8 protein-coding genes are annotated in these 12,968 nt (G+C 73.0%); 6 read left to right on the top strand and 2 right to left on the bottom strand.

Annotated elements, in window-relative coordinates; all coding sequences use genetic code 11:
* The first annotated feature begins 264 nt into the window (after positions 1-264).
* From ADK36_RS32840 to ADK36_RS32865, 6 genes are all read left to right on the top strand, one after another.
* Entirely contained in the window at positions 265-615 is a 351-nt protein-coding gene (locus ADK36_RS32840; protein WP_048587126.1) for a CU044_2847 family protein, read from the top strand.
* Complete coding sequence (locus ADK36_RS32845; protein ID WP_048587115.1) at positions 612-2,336, top strand: trypsin-like peptidase domain-containing protein; 1,725 nt, start codon at positions 612-614, stop codon at positions 2,334-2,336. The genes ADK36_RS32840 and ADK36_RS32845 overlap by 4 nt, the downstream gene beginning before the upstream one ends.
* Before the next feature lie 28 nt (positions 2,337-2,364).
* Positions 2,365-3,369 carry an AAA family ATPase gene (locus ADK36_RS32850; RefSeq protein ID WP_053200051.1) on the top strand — a complete coding sequence of 335 codons (1,005 nt, stop codon included), beginning with the start codon at positions 2,365-2,367 and terminating at the stop codon, positions 3,367-3,369.
* Positions 3,359-8,476, top strand: a complete 5,118-nt coding sequence (locus ADK36_RS32855; protein ID WP_063784888.1) for an SAV_2336 N-terminal domain-related protein — start codon at positions 3,359-3,361, stop codon at positions 8,474-8,476. Before ADK36_RS32850 ends, ADK36_RS32855 begins: the two co-directional genes overlap by 11 nt.
* Positions 8,477-8,731: 255 nt before the next feature.
* Positions 8,732-9,766, top strand: a complete 1,035-nt coding sequence (locus ADK36_RS32860) for a rod shape-determining protein (protein WP_048584388.1) — start codon at positions 8,732-8,734, stop codon at positions 9,764-9,766.
* A gap of 399 nt (positions 9,767-10,165) precedes the next feature.
* Positions 10,166-10,480, top strand: a complete 315-nt coding sequence (locus ADK36_RS32865) for a DUF1876 domain-containing protein (protein ID WP_048584444.1) — start codon at positions 10,166-10,168, stop codon at positions 10,478-10,480.
* 22 nt (positions 10,481-10,502) lie between these two features.
* Here the strand turns inward: ADK36_RS32865 and ADK36_RS32870 are convergent, their stop codons facing one another.
* Together ADK36_RS32870 and ADK36_RS32875 are read right to left on the bottom strand one after the other, a co-directional pair.
* Positions 10,503-11,186 carry a response regulator gene (locus ADK36_RS32870; RefSeq protein WP_048584389.1) on the bottom strand — a complete coding sequence of 228 codons (684 nt, stop codon included), beginning with the start codon at positions 11,184-11,186 and terminating at the stop codon, positions 10,503-10,505.
* Positions 11,187-11,199: 13 nt separating this feature from the next.
* Entirely contained in the window at positions 11,200-12,894 is a 1,695-nt protein-coding gene (locus ADK36_RS32875) for a sensor histidine kinase (protein WP_199830296.1), read from the bottom strand.
* Between the last annotated feature and the right edge of the window lie 74 nt (positions 12,895-12,968).

The following is a 12,968-nucleotide window of genomic DNA, read 5'->3' on the forward strand; positions in this document are numbered from 1 at the left end:
CGGCATCGCCCGCCTGCACAACCTTGCCCTCGCCGGGTGACGGGGAAACGCACAGGTCATCCAGCATGCCGGAGATCATTTACGGGACAACCCTTAGCCCTGTCCGCGAAGTCCCGCCTGCCCGGCCCCGGCCCCTCGGCCCCGGCACCCGCCTCCCCGTACGGCTCCGCGAATCCCGCACAGCCGAACCCGCGACATCACCAAGCACCGTCCGCAACAATGGAGTTCGTCGAGGTCACACACCACGGGGGAGCGAGCAGCGCCATGGACGGGTTGATGGAGTTCGAGACCGCCGGCGGCGCGCGCGTCGTCGTGGAGGGCGTCGACGACGAGTCCGGCGCCCGGCTCGTGTCGCGCGGTGACGGCCCCGACCGGGCGACCCGCACCTTCGAGAACGCGCTGGACGGGGTCCGCGCGGCGGCGGACTCCGCGTTGCGGGTCTTCCGGGACGGGTCGCTCAAACCGGACACCGTGGAACTCGAATTCGGCGTGAAACTCACCGCGGAGGCCGGAGCGGTGATCGCCAAGGGGTCGACGGAGGGGCACCTGGTGGTGAAGCTCAGCTGGTCACCCGGGCGGGTACCCGCGGATCAGGAGGCCGCCGACCGGTCATGAGCAGCGCTGCCTGGCACGCCCGGATCGTCTGCGGGAACGAGGTCGGCGCGGGCTTCCTGGTCTCCCCGCGCCGCGTGGTCACCTGCGCCCATGTCGTGCGGTGGAGCGGCAGATCGGCGGTGACGGTGGCCTTCCCCAACAGCAGGGAACTCAGCGCGCTGCCGGCCGCCGTGGCCGTCCACGGCGGCTGGTCCGGCGGTGCGGCCGACCCCGGTGACCTGGCCGTCCTGGAGCTGGACCGCGAAGTACCGCTGGCACCGGCCGAGTTCGCACCGCCCGGCGCCGAGCTGGGCGACCCCGCCCCCACCCTGGTGGCGTACGGCTTTCCCAGGGGGTACGACGAGGGCATGCTCGCCCGGTACCAGGCCGTGCCCGGCCCGCTGGTCTCGGACGAGTGGCGCCAGCTGGAGGCCGTGACGGCCCACGGGCAGCCCCTGGCCGCCGGGTTCAGCGGCGCGGCGGTGACGCTGGCGGACGGCCGGGTGGTCGGCATGGTGTCGACCGTCGCGAGCGAGCGGGACATCCGGGTCGCCCGGATGCTGCCGACCCAGGTCATGGCCCGCTATCACCCCGAACTGGGCGAGCGGGTGCCCACCCCCGACCACCACCCCGACGCCGTACGCCGGCTGTACACCCTGGTGCGCCGGGCGGTGGCGGAAGGGCTGGGCTGCGACGCGAACCGGCTGTACGTCGACGCCGTCGGCCCCTTCGGCCCGCCGCTTCCCGGGCCCGGCTTCACCTCGCTGGGCGCGGCCGCCGGGTATGTGCAGTGGGAGGTGCCCGGCGCGGAGGCGGTGACCCGGTTCGCCGAGCGGCTCCAGGAACTGCTGGACCCGCCCTCCCCCAAGCCCGCCGCGGCCACCGCGGCTACCCGTACTGCTACCGCTGCCGGTGCGACTGCCGCTGCCACTGCCGCCGTCTCGTCGTGGTCGCCGATCCTGGTCGAGATCGACCACAGCGGCGCCGGCGCCGACCAGGTCACCGTCGAGGTGTCCGCCTACCGCGAGGGCCAGCGACGGCGTGTGGGCTCGGAGCGCCTCGCGCGCGGCGCCGTCCGGGAGTACGTCCAGCGGCACATCGACGACGCCTTCGCCCAACTCGCGCCCGGAGCCGAGGAGTTGATCACCTTCGCACTCCCTCGTGAGTGGCTGAACGAGCCGGTGGCGCGCTGGGAGTGCGGCGCGGCGGACTCCACCCCGCTGGGCTGCGCCTATCCTCTCGTCGTCGTGGACCGGTCCCGGCTCCGCAGCGGGCAGCTGCGTCATCGGCTCGCCAAGAAGTGGCACAAGCTGGACGACCGTTCCCGCACGCAGCTGCACCGCGTGGACTGCGGCTCCCCGGAGCGCGCGCCGAGCCTGCGCAAGCGGCTGCGCGACGCGGACGCCGACCTGGCCGGCTACTCCTTCCCGCCCAACGCCGCGCGGTCGCACTTCGAGGCCGGACTCAACACCCCGGTGCCGGTGCTGCTGTGGCCGCGCACGGGCTGCGTCGACGCCCAGCACGAGGGCCCCTGCTCCGGCGCCGCGTTCCTCGACGCGCTCAGCGCCTCGGTCGCCGACGTCCCGCCCACCGAACTGCCGCGCCGCGTCCGCGAGTTACGGGAGACCGCGGACGCGGACGACGATCCGGAGCGGCACTGGGCGACGGACGTCCAGCTCCTGTGGGACGACCCTCGCTGCTTCCCCGAACCCGCCGCCAGCCTGCACTCCCCGGTCGCCTGAGCCGCCGTACCCCACGGAGAAGAGACCCATGCCCCTGTGGCCCGTCTACACCGGCACCAACGAGCCGCACGACGGCATCACCCTGCTGCCGCCGCCCCCGCCCTGGCGTGCCTTCAACGGCGGCCCGGTGCTCGATCCGCCGGACGCGACCGCCGACGCCGACGCCGTCTCCCCGGACCGCACCCACCGCGCCGAGACGTACCGGGCCACGTCACAGACGGTCCAACTGGTCAACGCCGCCCTCTACTTGAGGCGCCCGCTGCTGGTGACGGGCCCGCCCGGCACCGGCAAGTCCTCCCTCGTGTACGCGGTCGCCCGCGAGCTCGGGCTCGGCCCGGTCCTGCGCTGGAACATCACCAGCCGGAGCACGCTCCACGACGGCCTCTACCAGTACGACCCGCTGTCCCGGCTGTACGCGGCCCGGAACGCACCCGCGGCGGAGGCCGGCATCGAGGACCATCTGCGCCTCGGCCCGCTCGGCACCGCCCTCCTCCCTTACGCCCGCCCCCGCGCCCTTCTCATCGACGAGATCGACAAGAGCGACCTCGATCTGCCCAACGACCTGCTGAACGTCCTGGAGGAGGGACAGTACGAGATCCCCGAGCTGATCCGCACCGCCCGCGAGACCCCCACCGCCGAGGTGATGATCGACGGCACCGACCAACGGGTGGCGGTGGAGGGCGGCCGGGTCCGCTGCCGGACCTTCCCGTTCGTGGTCCTCACCAGCAACGGGGAGCGCGAGTTCCCGCCCGCCTTCCTGCGCCGCTGCGTCACACTGCGCCTGCGGCAGCCCGACGACCGTCATCTCGCCGACATCGTCCGCGCCCACTTCGACGGGGAGCCCGACGCCTACGCACAGACCCTGATCAGCCGGTTCCTGTCCCGGGTGGGCGGTGGTGACCTGGCCACCGACCAGCTCCTCAACGCGATCTACCTGGCCCGCTCCTCCGGCCTGGACATCGACTCCCTGGACGAGCTGGCCGAGCAGCTGATGCCGTATCTGAGTGAGGCGTCGCCGACCGATGCCTTCTGAGCGCGCCGGTCGGCGCCCGCCGCTGGTCCGCCTGGCCGACGTGCTGGCCGAGGCGTCCGGCGGGGTGCGCCCGACCCCGCTCGAACTGGCCGAACTCCTGTGGCTGGCCCGCCACATGGAGCCCGCCGAGGCGGCCCCGGAAGCCGCCGCCGAAGAGGTGCGTGCCCCTGACGCCCCCTCGCCGACACCGCCTCCTCCACGGGAGCAGCCGCACGACGGCACCCCGAGCCCACCCCGGCCCACGCCCGTGGCACCCCCGCGTGCCCCGCTCCACCTCCCCCCCCCGCAGACGCCGGCCCCGGCCCCGGCCCCGCCCGCCGTCCCGCACGCCACCCTCCTGGCCCCCGCGCCCCCGATGCTGCGCCACCCGCTGGCCCTCCAGCGCTCCCTGCGCCCGCTCAAACGCCGTACCGACGCGCCCGACCGCCTCGAACTGGACGAGCGGGCCACCGCCGACCGCATCGCCCGGCTGGGCGCCGCCCCCGAGTGGTGGCTGCCCGTGCTGCGCCCGGCACGGGAGCGCTGGCTGCGGCTGAACCTGGTGTACGACGCCGGCCCCACGATGGCGGTGTGGCGCCCCCTGATCCGTGAACTGCACACGACGCTCGCCCAGTCGGGCATCTTCCGCACGGTCACCGTGCACCGCGCCGACCCCGACGGCAGCGTGCGCCCCGGCACCCCGACACCCACCGACGGGCGCACGGTCACCCTTCTGGTCAGCGACTGCATGGGCCCGCAGTGGCGCCAGGGCCCGGTCGGCCCACGCTGGTTCGGCACGCTGCGTCGCTGGGCGCACCGGATGCCGCTGGCCGTCGTACAGCCCCTGCCGGAACACCTCTGGCGGGACACGGCCCTGCCCGCCGCCCCCGGCCGGCTGTCGGCACCGCATCCGGCGGCGCCCTCGGCCTCCCTGGTCTTCCTGCCGTACGACGAGCCGGAGGCCGAGCCCGACGGCGCGGTCGCGGTGCCCGTGCTGGAGCCGGGCCCGGACTGGCTGGCGAACTGGGCCTCGCTGGTCGCGGCGCCGCGCGGCCGGGAGGTCCCCGGGGCCGCGGCCCTGCTGCACGGACCGCCGGGCGACTCCGACGACCGTACGGACCTCACCGTCCTGTCCCCCGAGGAACTGGTCCTGCGCTTTCGCGCGACGGCCTCCCCGGAGGCGTTCCGGCTGGCCGGCCATCTCGCGCTGGGCCGCCCGGACCTGCCGGTCATGCGTCTGGTCCACGCCGGCCTCGAACCGCGCCCCCGCCCCCAGCACCTCGCGGAGGTCATCCTCAGCGGCATGCTCACGGGCGTGCCCGGCCCACCCGGGTCGTACGCCTTCCGGGACGGGGTGCGGGAGCTGCTGCTGCGCAGCCTGCCGCGGACGGCACGCGAGCGGACGACCGAACTGCTGGCCCACGTGGGCGGGTTGATCGACGAACGGGCCGGCGTGGCACCGGGCGAGTTCCGGGCGTCGACCCCGGCGGCGTCGGGTACGGCGACCGTGGCGGACGCCGAGCCGTTCGCCACGGTGCGTCCGGAGAGTGTGGAGGCGCTGGGCGGAGGCCACCGGGCGCCGGTTCCGGAAGAGGGTTCGGGTTCAGGACCGGGACCCGCCCCTGAACCCGCGACGGAACCCGCGACGGAACCCGCTCCCAGGCTCGTGGGCGGCCGTTACCGGCTGCTGGAGAAGCTGGCGCCCTACTCGGAGCAGTGGCGGGCCCAGGACACGGAAGCGGACCGGATCGTGACCGTGCGGCTGATCAAACCGGTCACGGTTCCCGACTGGCGGGCCGCGTTCCACCGGGACGCACAGGCACTCCGAGACCTCGACGACCGCCATGTGGCGACCGTGCACGACTTCGGCTTCGACGCGGACTCGGCCTACCTCGTCACGGAGCACCTGGACGGCATCGACCTCAACTCCCTGGTGGCGGGCAGCGGTTACGATCTGCCGGCGCCCCTGATGGTGTCCGTCGCCGCCCAGCTCACGCAGGCCGTCATGGCCCTCCACGACGCCGGTGTCACCCACGGCGGCCTGATCATGTCGCGGGTCGTCCTGCTGCCCGACGGAGCACTCAAGCTCGCCCCGACGGGTCGGCCCTCGGGGACGATCGCCGAGGACCGACAGGCACTCGGCGCGCTGCTGTTCCAGCTGGCGGCCGGCTCGTCCCCTCCGAAGGGCTGGCTGCAGCCCGACCGACTGGTTCATCTGCCGCCCGTCCTCCGGGCACCGTTCGCGGAGGCACTCACCGCACTCATGTCCGCGGACCGCATGAGGGAGGGCCTGGACCGACTCGTCGAGCTGAGCCGGTCCCCGCTGCCCCGTGAGTCGTACGACCAGCTCCGCTACCAGGTCCTGGGCCCGCTGCGGGCCGGGTTCCCGGACCACCCCCTCCATGTGCCGCCGTCCTGCGCCGCCATGCTCGCCATGCTGCTGTTCAAGCACGGCCGCGCCGCGACCCACGACGAACTCAGGGACGGGCTGTGGGACGCGGACGACAGGCCGGCGGACACCAGGGCCGAACTGAGCAGGATGGCCTCCCGGCTGCGGATCTCACTGGGCTCCGGCGCCCTGGCCTCGCACTCCGGCGGCCGTTACGCCCTGCACACCAGCGTGGACTACGTGGACATCGTCCACTGCGACGAACTGGTCCGCCGGGCCGACGAGGCCCGCGGGGCCGGTTCCTTCGCCGACGCCCGCGCCCTGGTCACCGAGGCGCTGAGCCTCTGGAGCGGCGACGACGCCCTCGCGAACGTCCCCGGACCCGCCGCCCGCACCGCCCGCACCCGCCTCCAGCAGCTCCGCCTCGGGCTGCTGCGGGGGCGCGCCGAACTCGACCTGGAACTCGGCGAGTTCGAACGGGCCGCCACCGACCTCGCGGAGCTGCTGCGGCTCCACCCGGCCCGTGAGGACTTCCGTCGCCTCTACCTCATCGCCCTGCGCCGCCAGGGGCGCGTCGAGGAGGCCCTGGAGGTGTACGAGGAGTACGAGCTGTCCGGCGGGCAGAACCCCGAACTGCTGGCCCTGGGGCGGGAGTTGCGTGACGAGTTCGGCGACGCCCCGGACGGCTCGGCGGACGGCGCCGCGTACGACGAGCCGTCCGACACGGCCAACGGCACGGCCACCGACACCGACATCGCGTACGGCTTCGTCGCCGCCCCCGACGAGCTGCCGGAGGGCTTCGTCCCTCCGGAGGACGACCACCCGACGCTCCGGGAGGAGCTGTCCGAGCACGTCCCGCTCCCCCAGGACTACGTACCGGACAGCCTGTTCGCCGTCGAGGACACGCTGTCGGGCGGGCAGGTCGAGGACGCGTACGACGAGCCCCCGCCGGACCTCGATGTCGAGGAGGAGCCGGACACCGACCAGCGTGACTGCGTCGGCTTCGAGTTCGTGGACGGTCCGCCGACCGACGAGGCCCGCGCCGAGCTCCGCCGCCTGGTCATGATCCTGGTCGAGGCGAGCGGTTTCGAGACGAGCGAGTATCTGCTCAGGGACACGGACCGCGGCTTCACGCTGCTGCTGCGGCCGTACCTGGACGGAGCCCCTCTCCTCCGGGCGACGGTGGCCGGGCTGCCGGAACTGCTGGGCCGCCTGGAGGGCCGGCGTCTTCGGGTCGACTTCTGGCAGGCGCGGTTCGGGCCGGCCGAGGGCGAGGTGCACAGCGACCGGCCCGACACCGAGACGGTCACTGCCGCGCTGAACGTGTCCGGGCTCCAGGCGATCATCGCCGTCTCGGAGTTCTGGCACTTCGTGGAGGTCGCGGATAGCTCCCTCGCCGCGGACCGGTTCACGCAGCTCAGCGACGCCACGGGGTGGTACACCACCGTTCACCCCGCCGAGGTGCCCGACCCGTCCGCCGCGACCGTGCTGATCGACATGACCGACATGCTGCGCAGTCCGGCCTTCGCCCGCGCATCCGAGCCCGGGACGCCGACCGGCAGGGCGGTGGCCGGCCCCTTCCCCATGCCGTCCGACGGACAGATCCCCCTTCCCCTGGGCGAATCCAAGATCGTCGTCTCTCTGCCCGGCGGCGAGCTGGTCCCCGCGGACTATGCGGTCGTCCTCTCGGCACCCAGGCACGTCCGCGCGAGGTGGCACTACTTCGAGGTCGACCTGACGGAGCGTCGCCTCGCCCCCGAGGGCGTTCCGGGCGTCGAGGTGAGGTGGCGCGTCAGGGACCCCGTGACGGCCGCGAGCAGTCCGGACCTGGACGTGCCGGAACTGCTCACCGACACACTGCTGGGTGCGCGGGGCTCGTACGGCAACGAGCTCAGGCAAGCCCTGGGTGACAGGCCCGTGCCCGGCTACCTCGTTCACTGGTCCCTCCCGACCGTGTTCCGGACCGCCGCCGTCGGCACCCTCGCGCACTGGACGCGCCCCGTCGGTTCCTCCAGATCCTCAGCCTCTCCGTCGGATCTGATCGTCCGCGCCGACTGCGTGCTGCTCGGCTTCGACGGAGTGCTCACCCGGTTGTACCCGGCGGACGAGGAACGGCAGGTCCTCCGGGACGTCGCCCGTCTGATCCTGGAGGAGCGGGATCCGGAAGACGCCCTTTCCGGGCGCCCGCTGCTGGAGCGGGAGGGTCCGCGTCACCCCCTGGAGGGGTACGCCAACACCCTCGACCTGCTGCGGGCGTTCGCGGGACACAAACTGGCCGACGGGATGCGCTTCAGGATTGACCGGCACGACGTGCTGGCAGCCGGCACCGCGCGCCCCATCCCCTCGTCCAGCCAGTTGGTCAACGCCCTGCACGCGGGCGGCGCCCGCCCGGCCGTGGTGACCGACCGGGCGCGGCTCGCCGCCGTGACGCACCTGGAGTGGCGCGGGCTGACCTCCCACGTGCCCGGCGGTGTGTACGGTCGCGGCGCGGATCTCACCCGCCTCATGCCGGACCCGTATGTCCTCCAGCAGGCTCTCGACGGGCTCGGTGCGCGCGCCGCCGACTGTGTGCTGATCGGGTCCACCGTCGCCGAACAGATCGCCGCCCGTGCCGCCGGCGTGCCGTTCATCGGCTTCTGCCCGGACGAACAGACCCGGACGCGGCTGCGCGGGACGAACAGCGAGGTGCTCCTCGTTTCCAGCCTCCGTCCACTGCTCACGGCCGCCCGGTACCGATGAGCCCTGTACCGAGGATCCACGTATCGCGGACCCGCCAGATCCTTACGGGGGACCCGCACCAGGCATAACAGACAAACCCCCATTCAGCCGCACCCCACCCGGCCCCCTCCAGAAGGCGCCCCCCACTACACAGACCGCACGATCGATGTCAAGGAGGCCCGCCGTGCGGCGGCCCCGCAATCACGACCCACATCCCAAGCGAGGCCCGCCACCCACCCGGCGGACCCATGGTCTGCGTTTTCGGGAGGACCCCCCATGACCGCCACGCTGGAGCAGCTCCGCCGCTGCCACTTCGCCGTCGACCTGGGGGCGGCCCGGACGCGCGTCTACGTGAAGGGCGCCGGACTCGTCGTCGACCAGCCCTCCGCCGCCGCCGTCAACACCCGTACCGGCGCTCTCATCGCGGTCGGCGAGTTCGCGGAGAAGATGACCGGCCGCACCCCGGACTACATCCGCGTCGTCCGGCCCGTCTCCGGCGGCACCGTCGTCGACATCGAGATGGCGCAGCGGATGCTGCGGCACCTGCTCGGCGACAAGATGCGCCGCGCCCTGCGCCGCAAGCCCTTCCTGCGGGCCGCCGTCTGCACCCCGCACGACGCCGACCCGCTCGCCCAGCGCGCCGCCATCGAGACCCTCGTCGGCCTCGGGGCCCGGCGCGTCGAACTGGTCGACACCCTCATCGCCGCCGCGGTCGGGTGCGGTCTGCCCGTCGAGCAGCCCGAGGCCAGCATGATCATGGTGTGCGGGGCGGCCGCGACCGAGGTCGCCGTGCTCTCCCTGGGCGCCATCGTCACCGCCGAACGCATCCGCGTCGGTGGCGAGGCCGTGGACCACGCGATCGTGCAGCATCTGCGGCACGAGCACGAGCTGATGCTGCCCAGCCAGAACGTACGCCCGCTACAGCTCGCCCTGTCCGGCAACGGGCTCACACCTCAGGGCCCGGCCTCCACGGAGATCCACGGCCGCGACATCTGCACCGGCCTCGCCCGTTCCGTCCAGGTCGACACCGCCGCCGTACGGGACGCCATCCAGACCCCGCTCACCGGCGTCCTCGACAGCATCGGCAAGGTGCTGCGCGACTGCCCGCCCGACCTGGTCGCCGACCTCGCCGACCGCGGGATCATGATGGTCGGCGGCAGCGCGCTGCTGCCCGGCTTCGACGAGATGCTGCGGCAGGCCACCAGCATGCCCGTGCACATCGCCGAGCGCCCCGACGTCTGCGCGGTCCAGGGCCTCGGCACCATGCTGGAGGGCAAGGTCGAGCCCATGGAGCTGGACCCGGCCACCTGAGCCGCGCCCGGCCCCCACGTCCAGTACGGCCCGTACGTCCGATACGGCTAGTACGGCAGAATCCGCCCCGAGGGCGTGCGCCGGTCGATCTCGCCCCTGGTGTCGCGGGGAGCGGCGGGCCGGCGGGTGACACGAACGCGAACGTGGGTCTGGCGGTTCATGGCGCCCTCCTCGTATCTCGGGTCCGTTGCGACCAGCCTTCTCTCCGCAACCTTTCGGCACATCGTGCCCACGGAGGCACTTGTCATGCCTCCGCGGGAGGAGCGGATAGGTGCGGAGCTGCTTCCCCGGGATGAGCGGCGCCCCTCAGAGGCCGCGCGCCGCCTCGCGCTGGCCCCGGCCCGGCAACAGGCGCACGCTCGTGAGTAGGGCCCCCATCCCCGTACGGAAGTGATCTCGATGGCAGACAAGAACAAGGACTGGACCGTCCGGATCCACATCACCGAGGACGGCGACGACACCCGCGCCGAGGCCGTGCTGACCACGCAGGAAATGTCGCAGGGCACTTCTCAGGACACGTCGACCATCACCGGCCGGGGCGTGGCCCACCGCAATCCGATCGACCGGCCCATCCCCGAGATCGGCGACGAACTCGCCGCCAGCCGCGCCCTGGAGGACCTGGCGATCAGGCTGCACGACATCGCGTCCGACGACATCGTGGAGCTGGCCGGCCCGGTCGACCAGGGAGGAAGCCGGGCCTGGGAGCGGCCCTGAACACGCAGTCCGGGCGGTACGCCTAGGGCCGGTCCACCCAGCTGTACCGCCGCTCGGGCCGCCCCGCCTGCCCGTACCGCAGCGACACCTCCGCCTGTCCCGTGACGCTGAAGTGCTCCAGGTAGCGCCGGGCACTGACCCGTGACACCCCGAGCCGGGCCGCGCACTCGGCGGCGGAGAGGCTGCCGTCGACGGCGCGCAGCTCCCGTTCGATCAGCTCGGCGGTCTCCACGCTCATGCCCTTGGGCAGGCTGGCCGCCGTGACCGCCGGCGCCGCTCCCCGCGCCAGCGCCCGGTCCACGTCCGACTGCCCGCTGACCACCGCCGCGTACAGGTTGCTCCGCCGCGCCGCGTACTGCTCCAGGCGCGTCCTCAGATCCCCGGCGTCGAACGGCTTCAGCAGATAGTCGACGACACCCTGGCGTACGGCCCCCCGGACCGCGTCGGACTCGCGCGCCGCGCTGATCACCATGACGTCGCAGTCGTGCCCGGCGGTGCGCAGCCGCGGGATGATCTCCAGCCCGAACATGTCGGGGAGGTAGAGGTCGAGCAGGACCAGGTCCGGTTGCAGCTCGGCCACCGCGGTGAGCGCCTGCTCCCCGCAGTTCGCCGTGCCGATCACCCGGAAACCGTCGACGTCGTTGACGAATCCGCGGTGGATCCGGGCGACCATGAAGTCGTCCTCCACGATCAGCACATCGATCATCGGACTCCCTCCGTCATCTGACCCCCTCCGTCGCTCGGTCGGCCGGACGGCCGACGGACATCCGGGCGGTGAACATGGCACCCGCCCGCGTGTTGGCCACCGACACCTCACCGCCCCGGCGTTTGCACACCAGCCGGGTGAGCGCCAGGCCGATCCCCCGGTCGCCGCCCTGCGCGGCCTTGGTGGTGAACCCGTGTGAGAACACCTCCTGCGCGAGCTCGGGCGCCACCCCCGGCCCCGAGTCCCGTACGACGATCTCCACGCTGGAGGCGTCCTGGCGCAGTTCCACCTCGACCCACGCCTCGTGGTCGCCGTCCCCCGCCCCGGTCCCGCTCGTCGCCGCGTCCACCGCGTTGTCCACGAGGTTGCCCAGCACGGTCGCCACGTCCGCGGAGTCGGTCGGCTCCAGCCGGTCCAGGGCCGTGCGCTCGGAGATCTTCAGCAGGACCTTGCGTTCCGCGGCGAGCGCCGACTTGGCCATGAGCAGGGCGGCGACGGCCCGGTCGCGGACCCGGCTGGTGAGGTTCAGGTCGAGCGACTCGCGGTGTTTGCGCAGGGCGCGGACGTACCGTACGACCTCGTCGTGCTCGCCGATCTGGATGAGCCCGGAGATGGTGTGCAGCTGGTTGGAGAACTCGTGCGCCTGGGCGCGCAGCAGTTCGGTGGTGCTGCGGAAGGAGCCCAACTCCCTTTCCAGCTGGGCGAGTTCGGTGCGGTCACGCAGGGTGGTCACCGAGCCGAGGCGGCGGCCGTCCTTGGCGACGTCCATGCGGTTCATGACGAGGACGCGGCCGCGGCGCACGACCACCTCGTCGCGCCGCGCGAGATCGCCGGACTCCCCCTCGGGCGCGGTACCGGCCAGAACGTCGTACAGCCGCCCCTCGATCCCCAGGTCGGCCAGGCTCATCCCGACGCAGTTCTCGGGCAGGTCGAGCAGCCCGCGTCCGACGGCGTTCACAAGGGTGAGCCGCTGCTGCGGGTCGAGGGCCACCACGCCCTCGGCGATCCCGAAGAGCATCGCCTCCCGGTGTTCGGCGAGGCCGGCGATCTCGCGCGGCTCCATACCGAAGGTCTGCCGTTTGATCCGCCGGGCCAGCAGCCAGGAGCCGGCCACTCCGAGGACGCTGGCGACGCCGAGGTAGACGAGCAGATAGGACGAGGCGCCGACCAGCCGCTGCCCGACCGACGGCGAGGCCCGCCCGATCATCACGGTGCCGAGATGCTCCCCGGCCTTGAGGCGGCGGGCCTGGTCGGTCTCCGCCCGGAGCACCGGCGCCTGCGCCACCAGCTCGGTGACGCCGTTCACCGGCAGCTCGCCGGACCAGCCACGGCCGTCGGCGACCTGCGGGCCGTCGGACGGCATCCGGGTGCCGACCAGGGTGGGGTTGGTCGAGGCGACGATCTCGCCGTCGGCGTCGGAGACGGTGGCCGAGGTGACGCCGGACCTGGTGAGCGTGGACTGGAGCAGCGGCGCGAGCATCTCGGCGGGGGCGGGCCGGACGAGCTGGGTGCGGACGAGGGGGTTGCCCGCCATCTCCTCGGCGAGCGCGGTCACCCGGCGTCCCTCGACCCGGTCGAAGGTCGCCTTCGACTGCGCCAGCGAGACCGCCGCGACGGCGGCCAGCACGATCACGACAATGGCGAGCTGCCATACGAGCAGCTCACCGGCGAGCGTCTGGCTCCGTCTTTGTCGTGCCGTTATGACCACTATGAACTCAACCTTCAATGGTCACAGAACCGAGACGGGGTGTCTCAGGAATCGCACAATCATGGCGCCGGATC

Source organism: Streptomyces viridochromogenes (genome assembly GCF_001270495.1).
GTDB lineage: Bacteria > Actinomycetota > Actinomycetes > Streptomycetales > Streptomycetaceae > Streptomyces > Streptomyces viridochromogenes_A.